This is a genomic window from Dermacoccus sp. 147Ba, assembly GCF_004151355.1.
GTDB lineage: Bacteria > Actinomycetota > Actinomycetes > Actinomycetales > Dermatophilaceae > Dermacoccus > Dermacoccus abyssi.
This window is the reverse complement of the sequence record NZ_SEHL01000005.1, coordinates 95,429-110,049: the sequence shown is the minus strand read 5'-3', so window position 1 is coordinate 110,049 and position 14,621 is coordinate 95,429. Positions and strand designations below refer to the sequence as shown.

Annotated in this window: 14 protein-coding genes; 9 read left to right on the top strand and 5 right to left on the bottom strand. The window is 68.7% G+C overall.

Features of this window, described 5'->3' with window-relative positions; translation table 11 throughout:
* Positions 1-92 precede the first annotated feature (92 nt).
* The 3 genes from hpt to EVU97_RS08080 form a co-directional block, all read right to left on the bottom strand.
* On the bottom strand, positions 93-644 hold the full coding sequence (gene hpt, locus EVU97_RS08090; RefSeq protein ID WP_129664948.1) for a hypoxanthine phosphoribosyltransferase: 552 nt from the start codon (positions 642-644) through the stop codon (positions 93-95).
* 65 nt (positions 645-709) lie between these two features.
* Positions 710-1,777, bottom strand: coding sequence for a tRNA lysidine(34) synthetase TilS (gene tilS / locus EVU97_RS08085; RefSeq protein WP_129664946.1), 1,068 nt, complete (start codon positions 1,775-1,777; stop codon positions 710-712).
* Positions 1,778-1,787: 10 nt separating this feature from the next.
* Positions 1,788-2,843 carry a zinc-dependent metalloprotease gene (locus EVU97_RS08080; RefSeq protein WP_129664944.1) on the bottom strand — a complete coding sequence of 352 codons (1,056 nt, stop codon included), beginning with the start codon at positions 2,841-2,843 and terminating at the stop codon, positions 1,788-1,790.
* Between the two features lie 173 nt (positions 2,844-3,016).
* Between EVU97_RS08080 and EVU97_RS08075 the strand changes: the two genes are divergently transcribed.
* Entirely contained in the window at positions 3,017-4,093 is a 1,077-nt protein-coding gene (locus EVU97_RS08075; RefSeq protein WP_129664942.1) for a hypothetical protein, read from the top strand.
* 36 nt (positions 4,094-4,129) lie between these two features.
* On the opposite strand, the gene dacB is transcribed toward EVU97_RS08075, so the two are convergent.
* Positions 4,130-5,530, bottom strand: coding sequence for a D-alanyl-D-alanine carboxypeptidase/D-alanyl-D-alanine-endopeptidase (gene dacB / locus EVU97_RS08070; RefSeq protein WP_129664940.1), 1,401 nt, complete (start codon positions 5,528-5,530; stop codon positions 4,130-4,132).
* Positions 5,531-5,613: 83 nt separating this feature from the next.
* Here dacB and EVU97_RS08065 point away from each other — a divergent pair, with 83 nt between their 5' ends.
* Together EVU97_RS08065 and EVU97_RS08060 are read left to right on the top strand one after the other, a co-directional pair.
* The gene (locus EVU97_RS08065; RefSeq protein ID WP_129664938.1) at positions 5,614-6,204 is read left to right on the top strand and encodes an inorganic diphosphatase; all 591 of its coding nucleotides are present in this window, start codon (positions 5,614-5,616) and stop codon (positions 6,202-6,204) included.
* Positions 6,205-6,372: 168 nt separating this feature from the next.
* Positions 6,373-7,551, top strand: a complete 1,179-nt coding sequence (locus EVU97_RS08060) for a CapA family protein (RefSeq protein ID WP_129664936.1) — start codon at positions 6,373-6,375, stop codon at positions 7,549-7,551.
* 11 nt (positions 7,552-7,562) lie between these two features.
* On the opposite strand, the gene EVU97_RS08055 is transcribed toward EVU97_RS08060, so the two are convergent.
* The gene (locus tag EVU97_RS08055; RefSeq protein ID WP_129664934.1) at positions 7,563-8,903 is read right to left on the bottom strand and encodes a nitrate/nitrite transporter; all 1,341 of its coding nucleotides are present in this window, start codon (positions 8,901-8,903) and stop codon (positions 7,563-7,565) included.
* A gap of 128 nt (positions 8,904-9,031) precedes the next feature.
* On the opposite strand from EVU97_RS08055, the gene EVU97_RS08050 reads away from it, so the two are divergent.
* The 6 genes from EVU97_RS08050 to EVU97_RS08025 all read left to right on the top strand — a co-directional run bounded on the left by EVU97_RS08050 (position 9,032) and on the right by EVU97_RS08025 (position 14,550).
* Entirely contained in the window at positions 9,032-10,039 is a 1,008-nt protein-coding gene (locus EVU97_RS08050) for a bile acid:sodium symporter family protein (protein ID WP_240730162.1), read from the top strand.
* A 36-nt stretch (positions 10,040-10,075) separates the two neighbouring features.
* Positions 10,076-10,837, top strand: a complete 762-nt coding sequence (locus tag EVU97_RS08045) for a YoaK family protein (protein ID WP_129664932.1) — start codon at positions 10,076-10,078, stop codon at positions 10,835-10,837.
* A 146-nt stretch (positions 10,838-10,983) separates the two neighbouring features.
* Positions 10,984-11,940 (top strand): ABC transporter ATP-binding protein, encoded by a 957-nt coding sequence (locus tag EVU97_RS08040; protein WP_129664930.1) that lies wholly within the window; start codon positions 10,984-10,986, stop codon positions 11,938-11,940.
* On the top strand, positions 11,937-12,746 hold the full coding sequence (locus EVU97_RS08035; RefSeq protein ID WP_129664928.1) for an ABC transporter permease: 810 nt from the start codon (positions 11,937-11,939) through the stop codon (positions 12,744-12,746). Before EVU97_RS08040 ends, EVU97_RS08035 begins: the two co-directional genes overlap by 4 nt.
* A gap of 38 nt (positions 12,747-12,784) precedes the next feature.
* Positions 12,785-13,945, top strand: coding sequence for a sensor histidine kinase (locus EVU97_RS08030; RefSeq protein WP_129664926.1), 1,161 nt, complete (start codon positions 12,785-12,787; stop codon positions 13,943-13,945).
* On the top strand, positions 13,942-14,550 hold the full coding sequence (locus EVU97_RS08025; protein ID WP_129664924.1) for a response regulator transcription factor: 609 nt from the start codon (positions 13,942-13,944) through the stop codon (positions 14,548-14,550). Before EVU97_RS08030 ends, EVU97_RS08025 begins: the two co-directional genes overlap by 4 nt.
* Positions 14,551-14,621: the final 71 nt, after the last annotated feature.

Here is a 14,621-nt window from a genome sequence, read left to right as displayed (position 1 = left end):
GCGTGTCAACACGTCGTCAACGTGTGGTGTGCGCCGGTTGTTCCGAACATGCGCACACCGATGCCGGCGGACGGGTCGATCGGATGCGCAGGTCAGGAGTAGACGTGCGGGGCGAGCGTGCCGATGTCGCGCAGGTTGCGGTACTTCTCGTCGAAGTCGAGGCCGTAGCCGACGACGAAGGCGTTCGGGATCTCGAAACCGACGTACTTGCAGTCAATCTCGACCTTCGCGGCCTCCGGCTTGCGCAACAGCGTGCAGACCTCGACGGACGCGGGGCTGCGCGACTCGAGGTTGCTGCGGATCCAGCTCAGCGTCAGGCCCGAGTCGATGATGTCCTCGACGATGAGCACGTGCTTGTTCGTGATGTCGGTGTCGAGGTCTTTGAGGATGCGCACGACCCCGGAACTCTTCGTGCCGGAACCGTAGGAGCTGACGGCCATCCAGTCCATGGGAACGCTGCCCGGGAGGGCGCGCATGAGGTCGGCCATGACGAGGATGGCGCCCTTGAGCACGCCGACGAGCAGAACGTCCTTGCCCTCGTAGTCACGCCAGATGTCCTGGGCGAGTTCGTCCAGACGCTGGTGAATCTGCTCCTCGGTGAACAGCACGTTCTCGAGGTCGTTTCCCATGTGGGAAGAGTCCATCGAAGGCTCCTTGTGCTCGTGGCGACTCATGCTCGATGCGGGCACGCCCACGTGGCGTGCTCCAGTCATTGTCCGACATTGCGCGGGCCGATGACGACCTCGCCCCCGATTCGGCTGACGACGACGTTGCCGGGCACGTCGATCGGGCCCTGACCGTGCCAGGCGACGAGCAGCCGCTCGACGTCGGCGAGGTGATGCTGAGCGAGCTCACTCGAGCGTGCACCGTGCAGCACGAGCAACCGACGCAGGGCACGGATGCGCAGCGCGGGGTCGAGTGCGCCGAGCGCTTCGACCGGCCAGTGCGCGGGCCACTGCGTCTCGTCCGGGGTTCCCGTGAGACGGGTGAGGGCCTCGTCGGTGAGGCGGGTGAACAGGTCGGCGTCCCGACCGGCCGCGGCCGCGCTCCGGAAGAGACTGCGGCGCAGCGTCGGGGCGTCGAGGTCGCGTTCGAGCAGGCCGAGTGCTCGCCGGGCCCGGACGCGGGCGTAGCGCAGGTCGTCGTTGTGGGGGTCGTGCCACGGCTCGAGATCGAGTGCCACGCAGGCCGCTTCCGTGTGTTCCCGGGTGACAGGGCCGCCGGGCACGACGTCGGAGCCGAGAAGGAAGGGGCGCAGCAGACCGTCACGGTCGGGGCGCATGCCGGCGAGGGCGGTGGTTCCGCTGCCCCGCAACAGCGCAAGAAGCACCTGTTCGGCTTGGTCGTCGGCCGTGTGAGCGAGGACGACGCGCGCGGCACCGACCTCGTCGGCCACGCTCAGGAGCGCCTCGTGACGAGCGATGCGGGCGGCGGCCTCGGGCCCGTCAGCGGACAATGCGTCGACCTCGACCCGCACGACACGCACCCGCTCCGGCGCGTACCCGAGCTTCTCGGTGCACGCGTTCGCCGCTCGAGCTGCCACCTCGGCCGAAGCCTTCTGCAGCCCGTGATCGACGATGACGACGTCGACCTCGACGTCCTGCTTGGGCGCCTCGAACGCGAGCGCCGCTGCCAGCGCAAGGGAATCGGCTCCCCCGCTCACGCCCACGACGACGCGCGGCACTCCGTGGCGCGGGTTGTGACGCGCGAAAGTGCGCCGCAGCCCGTGACGAACGGCGAGGCGCGTCAGCGCGACAGCGGGATGGGGGCCGGGCATGGAAGATGACCTACTTGAACAGGGAGCCGTGGACGCGCTCGACCCACAGCTGCGGGCGCTGGATCTCCGCGGGCGTCGGCAGGTTGACCGGTTCTGCCCACACAGCGTTGAATCCATCGACACCGACCTTGCTCTGCACCGATCGCACGAACGCCGCACCGTCCTTGTACTGACGCATCTTCGCTTCGAGTCCCATGAGGCGGCGCAGCAGGCGATCGACATTGCCGAGTCCGTCACGACGCTCACCGAACCGGGCACGGATGGTCTCGACGCTCGGCACGACCTGCGGACCCACGTCGTCCATGACGACGTCGGCGTGCCCCTCGAGCAACGACATGACGGCCGTCAGCTGGGCCATACGTTCACGCTGCTCCGGCGTGGCGAACAGATCCGTGAGGCCCATCGAGCCCTCGCGGAAAACCTCGGGCAGCCGTTTGGCCATCTCGCCGACACGCTCGGCCATCTCCTCGGGCGTGGGCGCCATCTCGACGAGGAGATCGCGGGCTCCGCTCACGACGTGCTCGCGCAGCCACGGCACGGCCGTGAACTGAACCCGGTGGGTCTCTTCGTGCAGACACACCCAGAGACGGAAGTCGTGGGGGTCGACATCGAGTTCGCGTTCCACCGCGACGACGTTCGGGGCCACGAGCATGAGTGACGGCGTGCCACCCGGTGCAATGTCGTACTGGCCGAGCACCTTGCTCGACATGAACGCCATGAGGCCGCCGAGTTCGCCGCCACTGACCTTCGCCGTCACCGCGCGGGAAACCGGTCCGGCGAGGCGCTTGGCCGTAATCTTGTCGACGACCGGCGCCAGCATGCCCTCGAGCGAGACGACATTGACGTCGATCCACGTGGCCCTGTCGACGATGTGCACCGGCCCCAGGTCACCATCTGTGCCGAGCTGCGCCGTTTCGGCTACCGGATCGTGCGCACGCACGGCAGCGTCACGCAGCTCGGCAACGACCTCGGCCATCTCGTTCGCCTCGAGCCGGGGCCCTGCCGTACTCAGTCGGCGGCCCGACGATCGCGCGAATCGCCAGTCGATATAGGTGCGGTCTGCCATGAATCTCAGGCTAGCGCCAACCCCCGACACCCCCGGAATCACACAGGTTTCCGGTCTGTGTCGATCGATTATGGGAAAGAAGATCGTCAATCGGCGGAACCTCGACGGAGGTGATCCACGTCTCACTCCTGTAGCCGACGCACAAGGCGCCGCTCCCAACCCAAGGAGTCATCATGTTCCGCACATCGCGCATGGCCCCCACCGTCGCTGCCGCGTCCGCCATGGGAATCATGGCCCTCGCCGCTCCGGCTCACGCAGGTACGAACGTTCCCGGCATCAACGTGGAAGTCACCACGAAGGTCAGCGGAAACACCGTCACCCTCACCTACCTCGGCGAGGGCTCCCAGTTCATGAAGATGGCCGACGGCAAGGCCTACTCGGACGGTGAGTCCGCGGGCTTCGACATCGATTACGGCGACGGTACGCCGGTCACCGGAGGCGACGGCATGGGCGGCTCGACCTGCGCTTCGTCCGGTGAGACGACCACGTTCAAGGACAAGGTCACGGGCCTCAAGCACACCTACGCGAAGCCGGGAACGTACACGATCACGGTCACCGGCTACTACTGCGGCACCACGGGCAACGACGGGTTGACGAAGAAGTACAAGGTCACCGTCGGAGCCGACGGTACGACGACGACCACGCCGGCCAAGGTCGGCGTGACCCCACACATCCGCTACACCGTCAAGGGCAACACCGCGACGCTCACGCCCTACCTCACCGGCACCCAGCACGAGATGCTCATCGGGGGAAAGCGCGAACGAGTGGCCCTGCCCATGAGCTTCAACCTGGTGGCGCCCAAGGGTGCGACCCAGATCACCGGCAATGCGGCGGGTGACAGCGGCGTTGCCGCCTGCACGACATCGGGTTCGGTGCCGGTGAACACGTCGGCGCTGACCGGTGACCCCGCCACCTTCCGCTTCGCCGGCCCGGGCACCTACAAGGTGACGCTGAACGCCACCGTCTGCACCGGCGGCGCCGGTCAGCAGATCAGCAGATCAGTCAACGTGACGATCCCCGGTGCCACGAACGGCGGCTCGACAACGACGCCGCAGGCCCCCACGGGTTCGACGCCGACGAAGTCGGGCGCTGCCCCCGCGCAGGGTTCCGCGCCGAAGGCCTCGGAGGGCCCGAAGGTGAACACCGACTACAACGACGGTGACAACTCGACGGTCTGGGGCGTCGGCGCCCTCGCCGGAGCCGGTCTCATCGGAGCCGGAGCCTTCGCCACTCGCCGCCGCCGCGGCTGACCCTCGCCTCGAGGGCCACGCACGAACGGCCGTCGATCACTTCAATGTCGTCAACTGGGCGACGAGGTGGTCGACGGCCGTTTTCGCGCCCACCGGCCCCTCGGGGAAGTCACCGTTCGTCGTCACGGCGAAGACGAGACGGTGACCACCGACCGTACGCAGTTCACCGGCCAGCGACGAGACGCCCGTCAACGAGCCCGTCTTCGCATGCACGAGGCCTGCGCCGGCCTCGGACTCGGTACGCGTGTAGCGGTCGTGCAGCGTTCCGTTCCACGCCGACACCGGCAGCCGCGAGACGACCTCCGCGTACTTCGCGTCCTTGCCGCTCGTGGCTCGCGACAGGATGTCGCCGATGATGCGCACCGGCAGCGTCGTCCCCTTGGAGAGACCGCTCGCGTCGGCGAGCTTCATGCCGGAGACGTCGACACCCTCGTCCTTCAACTTCTTCGTCACCCAGGTTCCGACAACCGTGCTGTCGCCGTGGACTCCTTCGGCTGCCGCGGCCTGGCGCGCGAGGGATTCGGTCATCGCGTTGTCCGAGTCCTGCAGTGCGAGCCCGAGCAGGTCGAGCACAGGAGCCGATTCCACGGACGCGAGCTCCGTGCCGCTCGTCGCGGTCTTCACGTTCGTGCCGTAGGTGGCCTTGATGCCGCGCTTCGAGAGTTCACGCGTGAACGCGTCGGCGGCGTTCTTCGTCGGGTCGGCCACGGCCGGCGTGCGGTTGTCGGCGCGGTCGTCCGCGAGCGCGAGCGTGGAGATGCGGGCGGTGAACCCGTAGGAGAGGAAACCTTCCTCCCACCCCTTCGCCGTGTCGGGGCCGTCGGCGTAGGAGGTGTTCGTGTCGAGGGTGACCGACGTCAGGCCGCGCTTCTTCAGCTGCGCCGCCGTCGACGCAGCGAGATCGCCGAGCCCCGCGTGCCCTGCGATCTTGGAGCCGTCGCCCGCACCCGGCGCGAGAACCATGTCGCCGCCGCCGACGAGCGTCAGGGTCGTCCCGCTCAGTGTGGTGCGGGTCTTCAGCCCCTTCTCGAGGGGAAGGTCGCTGTGAGCGACGGCGAACGCCGACGCCAGCTTCGTCACGGACGCGGGCGTCGTCGCCTTGTTCGAATCGTGCTCGTAGAGAACCTCACCCGTGTCGGCGTCCCGCACCGTGACGGCCGTCGTCGGCCCCAACCACGTGCTCTTGAGGGACGTCTCGACGCTCCTCTTGACCGCATCGGCCGACGGCGCCGGGCCGTTCGCGGCGGTGGGCAGCGCAGGCGCCGACGAGACGCCGCGCACCGGCTCGTACGTCGTGCCCTCGTGGGTGACGGTGCGCGGTTCGTTGCCACGCTCGAGAGTGAGGACGCCAGGCGCCACATCGAAGGCGTCCAGAGTGGCGTACCCGCCGAGAAGTGCGACGACGAGCCCAGCGCTCGCCCACTTCTTCGCCGACATCGACACCCTCGTTTCCCATTCGCCGTCCCAGTACGGAACACTGAGAGGGGACTATTACACCAGCTATCGGAGGGCCACGAACCATGGAGTTCGACGTCACCATCGAGATTCCGCGCGGCACGCGCAACAAGTACGAGATCGACCACGAGACCGGTCGCATCCGTCTGGACCGCATCCTCTTCACGGCGATGCACTACCCGGCCGACTACGGCTACATCGAGGACACCCTCGGCGAGGACGGCGACCCGCTGGATGCGCTGCTGCTCATCGACGAGCCCACGTTCCCCGGTTGTGTCGTGCGTGCCCGCTCGATCGGCGTCTTCAAGATGGTCGACGAGGCCGGTGGCGACGACAAGATCCTGTGCGTGCCCGCGGGTGACCCGCGTCAGGACCACGTCACGGACATCAAGGACATCTCGGACTTCACGCTCAGCGAGATGCAGCACTTCTTCGAGACCTACAAGGCGCTCGAGCCGGGCAAGTCCGTCGAGGAGGGCTCGCACTGGGTCGGTTCCGACGAGGCTGCCAAGACGGTCGAGGACGCTCTCGAGCGCGCCAAGGCCGAGGGCATGACGACGGCCCGCTGGGCGATGCCGGGTCACGGCGCCCACGAGACCGAGCGCTCGATCGACAAGGCGCCGGGCGACAGCCAGGCCGACAAGCCGGAGTCCTGAGCTACCGGTCGGCAGCGCTGGCGACGCCGGGTCGTCCCCTGAGCAAGGGGCGGCCCGGCGTCGTCGCGTCCGGCGCTCCGTTCGAGGATGCCATCCCCAAGATGACGATCACGCAAACGGGGATGCGCAAACCGTCATGGCCGCGGGGCGGCGACCTACCGTGGCCTCATGGGGAGAACGCTATGGAGCATCATCACGGCGACGACGCTGCTCGTCACATCGACAGGGTGCAGTTCCGGTGACGACGAGACCGGCGGCGCGACGCCGTCAGGCGGCCGGACGTCCGCATCGTCGTCAGCACCCGGCTCGGCACTGAAAGAGGGTCAGGTCGTTCACATCGGAGGGTCGGGCGACATTCTCGTCCACACGCCGGTGCGTGATCGAGCCAAGGCCAACGCGGGCGGCTCAGGGTACGACTTCGACCCGATGTTCGCCGCCGTGAAGAAGCCGATCAGCGAGCTCGACCTCGCGCTCTGTCACATGGAAACGCCGCTCTCGACCGACAACACCAACCTGTCCGTCCCGGCCACGCTGTCGTTCAACGTGCCGCACGAGGTCGCGGGTTCGCTCAAGCGCGCCGGGTTCGACGGGTGCGACCGCGTCGGCAACCACGTCGTCGACCGCGGCCTCGCCGGCGTCGCGTCGACGAAGAAGGTTCTCGACGACGCGGGGCTGAAGAACCAGGGGCCCTCGCCCCATACGACGGACACCCAGAAGCCGGTGATCCACGACGTCAAGGGCCTCAAGGTGGCTCATCTCGCGTACTCGTACACGACGGGCAACGAGGCAGCGTCCAACACGAACGTGCCGCCGGACATGCCCTGGTTCAAGTACTGGCAGTTCCCGATCGTCAAGGCCGAAGGCATCCGCGCAGACGCCCGCAAGGCAAAGGCGGCAGGCGCGGACGCCGTCGTGCTGAGCATGCACTGGGGGCCGGAGTACAGCTCCGAGGCGAGCCCTGAGCAGCGGGAGCTGGCGAAGAAGCTCCTCGACTCCCCCGATGTCGACCTCATCCTCGGCACGCATGTTCACGTCGCCCAACCCTGCGAGAAGATCAACGGCAAGTACGTCGTCTACGGCATGGGCAACTTCATCAGCAACCAGAGCCACGACCAGAACCCGGACCTCAAGCCCGCGACCCAGGACGGCATGATCGTCGACGTCGCCTTCAGCCGCGGCTCGGACGGCAAGCTCGCGCAGAAGCTCACCTACCAGCCCACGCACGTCCACCTCGGCGATTACGAGGTGCAGCTCGCGACGCCGACGCAGAACCCCGAGGCCTACCAGCGCGTCACGAAGACGATGAGCGCGCTCGGCGACAAATGCGACGCGAAGCCCGCGTACTGATCTGTTGAGGTTCAGTCGCGTTCGCGACGCTTGCGCGGCACGCCCGCGCGCAGGTGCGTGTACGCGTCGTCGGTGAGGACGACGTCGTGCGTGCGCCTGCGGTAGTGCCACATCATGGCCAAGCCGAACGCCCACACGAGGTACTGCACACTCATCGCGGCGCGGAAGGAATCGACGTCGTAGGTGGCCGGGCCGCCCGGGGCGACGTGGTCGAGCACGATGCCGATACCGACGATGCACGTCACCGACGCCACGTACCCGCCGACGTTGACGATGCCGTTCGCACTGCCGAGACGCGTCGGCGCGTTGAACGAGCGAGCCATGTCGAAGCCGACCATCGACCCGGGGCCGCCGAGCGCGACGACGATGCACAACAGGACGAGCAGCCACAGCGGTGCTCGTCCGGGCCAGACGAGCACCACCGTCCACAGCGTGATGGCGGCGCCGATGAGCACCATGACGGCCACCGAGCGGCGGTGCGGGCGGCGCGCGGTGAACATGCCGAGCATCGGGCTGGCGACGATGATCGTCACGACCATGAGCGACAGCAGCGTGCTCGCCGTGGCCTCCGAGAGGCCCTGGCCCTTGGTGAGGAACGGGAAGCCCCACAGGAGCACGAAGACGTTCATGGCGAACTGTGAGGTGAAGTGGCTCCACAGCCCGAGCTTCGTGCCGGGTTCGCGCCACACCTCACCGAGTGCCCGTGTGACGGCGCGCAGGCGCACGGCGTCGCGCTCCTCGTCGAGGTTCGGGCTGTCGACGACGACGAACCACATGACGAGCCCGAGCACGATGCCGAGGCCGGCGGCGACCAGGTACGTCGTCTCCCATCCCACGGAGTGCAATGCTGCTGCGAGCGGACCGGCCGCGAGCAACGCACCGATCTGGCCCGCGAAACCAGTGATCTGCGTGACGAGCGGCGCCCGCATCGGCGGGAACCACAAGGCTGCGATGCGCAGCACGCAGACGAAGATCATGGCGTCGCCCATGCCGACAAGAACGCGAGCGCCGAGGCCCGCGGCGAAGGTGTGGGCGAAGGCGAACGCGGCCTGGCCGGCGGTCATCGTCAGGGCGCCGGCTGCGAGGAGGATGCGTGAGCCGTACTGGTCGAGCGCCGCGCCGACCGGCACCTGCATCGCGGCGTAGACGAGCAGCTGGACCATCGCGAACGTGGCGAGCTGCGAGGAGCTGATGCCGAAGCGCTCGGCCGCCATGATGCCGGCGACCCCGAGCGACGTGCGGTGGAAGACGGCGAGCACGTAGACGGCGACGGCCGCCGTCCAGATCGCCCATGCGCGGCGTCCGCCGAGCGGCGCGAGAAGGCGGGGTGCGGAGGCGGGCGTGCTCGTCATGACGCCTTCACTTTAATTCGGCTTCCGATATTCTCGCGTCGGCGTCTCACCGCGCCCGGCACGTTCGGGAGGTGCTCCCGACGCCATCAGCGCACGCCGCTTCGGGGCGGGCCCCGACAACCGATGGGATGACGATGGTCTCCGACCGCAGCGAAGCACCGTCCTCGACGGCCTCCACGTCAGGAGCCGAGGCCGTCGAAACGCCGAAGCAGCGTCGTGCGGCGCTCATCGCGGTGACGGCTCTGCCGATCGTCGTCGTCCTCGCGGGGCTGTGGGGCTACAACCAGCCCGACATCTTCACGCCGCACGCGCAGTGGGTGCCCTACCTGCTCGGCGTCGTGATGTTCACGATGGGTCTCACCCTCACGCCGCAGGATTTCGCGGCCGTGCTGCGCCGCCCCTGGGCCGTGCTCATCGGCCTCGCCGCGCATTACGTCATCATGCCGGGCGCTGGGTGGGTCATCGCGCACGCGTTGTCGCTCTCCCCCGAACTGGCCGTCGGCCTCATCCTCGTCGGCTGCGCGCCGAGCGGTACGGCCTCGAACGTCATGACGTTCCTGTCGAAGGGTGACGTTGCACTCGGCGTTTCGGTGGCCACGGTCTCGACGCTCGTGGCGCCCGTCGTCACGCCCGCGCTGACGGCCCTGCTCGCCGGTTCCTACCTCCACGTCGACGCGGGCTCGATGGTGGTGGATATCGTCAAGACGGTGCTCGTGCCGATCGTGCTCGGTGTCGTCGTGCGCCTCGTCATCAAGGACGCCGGTGTGCGCGCCATCGCGCCGGCCCTGCCGTGGATCAGCGCGGTCGTCATCGCGTGGATCGTCGCCATCGTCGTCGCGGGCAGCGCCGGCAAGCTCGCGTCCGTCGGCGGCATCGTGTTCCTCGCCGTGCTGCTGCACAACGGCTTCGGCCTCGGCCTCGGCTACCTCGCGGCACGTCTCGCCGGCCCCGACGCGAAGGCCCGGCGCGCACTCGCCTTCGAGGTGGGGATGCAGAACTCGGGGCTCGCCGCGACACTCGCCAAGGTGCACTTCTCGCCGCTGGCCGCTCTGCCGTCCGCCGTGTTCTCGGTGTGGCACAACGTCTCCGGCGCCGTGCTGGCCGCCTGGTTCGCACGCCGTCCGGTGCGCGACTGAACGCGCGCCTCCCCTTCGGCCCTTAGTCTGGCGAGCATGCCCGGTCTGTTGCGCGTCCTTGCGAGGGCCGCGGGCCCCGAACGCACGGATCGGGCGAACCGCGACCTCGCGCTGCTCCTCGCGCTCATGGCGGGCATGCTCAACGGCGTCGGTTTCATCGCGACGAACGTCTACACCTCGCACATGACGGGTATCACCGCCGCGATCTCGCACTCGGTCGCGCGGGGCGAATGGCGGCTGGTGGCACTCGGCTTCGAGGCGTTCACGCTCTTCGTTCTCGGCGCGGCGTCGACGGCGATCGCCTTCAACTGGGCCCGACGACGGCGCCTGCGCAGCCGGTTCGCCGTCATCCTCGCCTTCGAGGCGGTGCTCGTGCTCATCTTCGCGACGCTTGCGCAATTCCTCCACGGCTCCTTGCGGTCCCAGGTGTTCATCGCCGTGCTGGCCTACACGATGGGGCTGCAGAACGCCGTCATCACGAAGATGTCGAACGCGACGATCCGCACGACGCACGTGACGGGCATGGTGACCGACATCGGCATCGCCCTGGGCAAACTGCTCTACCGCAACACGCCGGGAGACCCCGAGCCGGTGCGCGCCGACACCGGCAAGCTGCGCCTCCACCTCAGCGTCGTCACGGCGTTCTTCGTCGGGGGCGTCCTCGGGGTGGCGCTCTACGGCGTCGCGGGGTTCCGTTCCTTGCTCGTGCCCGCGCTCGTCCTGCTGGCCGCGGCGGCGCCGCCGATCATGGCTGACCTGCGCGGGCGGTCCGTGGCGACAACAACGCACAATCTGTGAGCTCCGGCCTGCTGTGTGAGCTGCGCCGGTCACAGACCGGGCCGTCACTCACACGTCGCGGGCCACGGCGCGTCATGACAGTTGTCACGGGCACCTCGTGACGTTCGGGCGAAGGCGGTTCGCCCTGCTCGCGACAGCCTGGAGGCGTGAGCACACCTTCAGCCATCACGTTGCGCGAGGTCACGAAGACGTTTCGCGGCAATAACGGCCCCGTGGAGGCCGTCCGCGGGCTCGATCTCGACGTCCGTCCCGGTGAGGTCGTGGCCTTCCTCGGCCCGAACGGGGCGGGTAAGACCACCACCATCGATACGATCCTCGGCCTCGCCGAACCGACGTCCGGCACGGCCGAGGTGTTCGGCCTGGAGCCCCGCGACGCCGTGGCGCGCGGCCTCGTCTCCGCCGTCATGCAGACGGGTGGGCTGCTCAAGGACCTCAGCGTCCGCGAGACCGTCGCCTACACCGCCAACCTGTTCGCGCAGCCGCGCCCCGTCGACGAGGTCCTCGCCACCGCGGGCATCGAGAACATCACCGACCGCAGGGTCGGCAAGTGCTCCGGCGGCGAGCAGCAGCGGGTTCGCTTCGCGATGGCGCTCGTGCCCGATCCTGCACTGCTCATCCTCGACGAGCCGACGACCGGCATGGACGTCAACGCGCGTCGTTCGTTCTGGGAGGCCATCCGCGCCGACGCCGAACGGGGCCGCACCATCCTGTTCGCGACGCACTACCTCGAGGAGGCCGACGACTGGGCCGACCGTGTCGTCATGGTGCGTGACGGCGAAGTGGTCGCCGACGGGGGTGCCGCCGAGATCCGCGCCCGGGCCGGCGGACGCCGCGTCAGCTTCACCTTGCCGCAGGCGAGCGACGACGCCCTCGCCGCGCTGCGCGCCCTGCCGGGCGTCACGACGCTCGAAGGCACCGGGGAGCGCTTCCACCTCGTCACGGGCGATTCCGACGCCACAGCCCGTCACCTCCTCGCGAACACGGACGCCCACGACCTCGAAATCACCGCACGCGGCCTCGAGGACGCCTTCGTCTCCTTCACGTCCTCGCAAACCGACGCTCGATCCACCGAGTCGAACCGAACCCAGGGAGCCACGTCATGACAACCCTCGACATCACAGGACGGCGCCCCGCACGGGCGCGCCTTCTCGACCTTGGGCTGATGCGCTTCGAGTTCCTGCGCGTTCTGCGCAACAAGCAGAGCATCGCCTTCACCCTCGTCTTCCCCATCGCGATGTTCCTGTTCATCTCCAGTTCGATCCCGCAGAAGAGCCAGAAGCTCGGCGCCGACATGACGGCCAACGTGAGCGCCAGCGTCATGGTCAACATGGCGCTCTACGGCGCGATCATGGCCGCGACGAGCGCGGGTGCGGCGGTCGCCGTCGAGCGTGACCTCGGGTGGAGTCGTCAGTTGCGCCTCACGCCACTGCGGCCCGTGAGCTACATCGTCGCCAAGATGCTCGCGGCGCTCGTCATGTCGACCATCGCGACGGGCGTGACGTTTGCGACCGGCGCGATCTCCGGTATGGCGAAGGCCGACCCGATGTCCTGGGCTCTGTCCGGGGCCGTCGTCGTCGCGGGCTCGCTCGTGTTCGCCGCGTTCGGTCTGCTCATCGGCTACCTCCTGCCCAGCGACAGCGCCATGCAGTACCTCGGCGGGCTACTCGTGCTCATGTCGATGCTCGGCGGCATCTTCTTCCCGATCGACGAGGGCACGACGTTCGACCGCATCGCGTCGTTCACCCCGATGTACGGTTTCGGCAAGGCCGCGCAGTGGCCGCTGAGCCTCGACCACGCGGGGGGCTTCTCCGCGTTCCACGCCTCGTGGGCGATCAGCCTCGTCGTGTGGGCCTGCGTGTTCGTGTTCGGTGACGCGTGGTGCTTCCGACGCGACACCCAGCGCGTGTGAGCCACCGACGGTCCGAGGTGACGAGCGAGGAGGACGGCGTGACGACGCCCGAAGCGACGACGCAGAAACCGTCGCGCCCGCGGTCCGAACGCCTCAGCGCGACGACCTGGCTGTGGGTCGTCTTCTGGCTCATCTTCCTCGTCCAGCCGGTCACCTCGAACATCACCGCAGGGGGCGGACGCACCGCAGGAGCGTTCATCCTCATCGCCGGAGGCCTGCTCTACGGCGTTCAGACAACCCGCATCATGCGGCGCATGTGGAGCGGGCGCCCCCTCACGACGACGGAACAGAGCATCACCGGCCTCGTCGCGATGGTCATGACGGGCGGAATGCTCGCCGCCGCGCCGCTGCTCGGTCAGAGCGCGTTCGCCCTCCTGCCCTACTGCGTGGTGGTGCTCGCGCTCGGGAGCGCCATCAAAGTGGGTGCCACGCTGGCTCTCTCCCTGTGCGCGGCGACGTACGCGCTGTCGCCGTCTCTGACCGGCAAGCCGCTCGAGACGGGACTGCTCTTCGCCGCCCTCGCCTCGGGCGCGGCAGCCGGCCTCGGGGCGTTCTCCGCCGCGCGCGGGCGTGAGGCCGAGGTTGCCCGCGAGGACGTCGCGCTCCTGCGGGTGCAGGAGGAACGCAACCGGATGGCCCGCGATCTGCACGACATCCTGGGCCACTCCCTCACCGTCATCACGATGAAGGCCGAACTCGCCGGCAAGCTCGTCGACCTCGACCCCGCCAAGGCGAAGGAACAGATCGCCGAACTCGAGCAGCTCTCGCGCAGCGCTCTGGCCGACGTGCGCACCACCGTCTCGGGCTACCGGGAGATGTCTCTCTCGGGTGAGATCGCCCGCGCCCGAACGGCACTCACCGACGCCGGAGTTCGCGCCGACATGCCCATGAGCGTCGACGCCGTCTCCCCCGACCTGCGTGAACTGTTCGCCTGGGCGGTTCGGGAGGCGACGACGAACGTCATCCGCCACTCCGGCGCGAGTCGGTGCACGATGACGATCGAACCGACCCGACTCGTCGTCGCCGACGACGGACGCGGTTCCGACGCGACACCCGGCACTGCTGCCGGCTCGGGCAACGGCCTCGCCGGGCTGCGCGAACGCGCCGAGGCCGTCGGCGCGAGCGTCGCCGTCGACACGTCCGACGGGTTCCGACTCACCGTCGGCGCCCCACCCCGCAACAACGGAGAGACCCGATGACGATTCGCCTGCTCATCGCCGACGACCAGGCCATGGTGCGCGGCGCACTCGCCGCCCTGCTCGACCTCGAGAACGACCTCGAGGTCGTCGGGCAGGTCGGACGCGGTGACGAGGTCGTGGACGCCTGCCGGGAGCACCGACCCGAGGTCGTCCTCATGGACGTCGAGATGCCTGGCATGGACGGCATCGCCGCGAGCGCCGCGCTGCGCCGGGCCATGCCCGAGGTGCGGGTTCTCGTCGTGACGACGTTCGGACGGCCGGGGTTCCTGCGCCGCGCCATGCAGGCCGGCGTGCAGGGCTTCGTCGTCAAGGACACCCCGGCTACGCAGCTCGCCGACGCTGTGCGCCGCGTCAACGAAGGGTTGCGCGTCGTCGATCCGCAGCTCGCGGCGGACAGCCTGGCCTTCGGTGAGTCGCCGCTGACCGCTCGTGAGGCGGAGGTCCTCAAGGCGGCCTCGGACGGTGGCACGGTGGCCGACATTGCGCGAAGCGTCCACCTCTCCGAGGGAACGGTGCGCAACCACCTGTCGTCGATCATCGGCAAGACCGGTGGGCGCACGCGAGCCGACGCCCTGCGCATCGCCGACGAGAACGGCTGGCTCTGAGCGCCTAGCGCTGTGACCCACCTCACGCGCACTGACTCGTACTCGCCCGTAACCCCCGCCCGCTTTGGCAA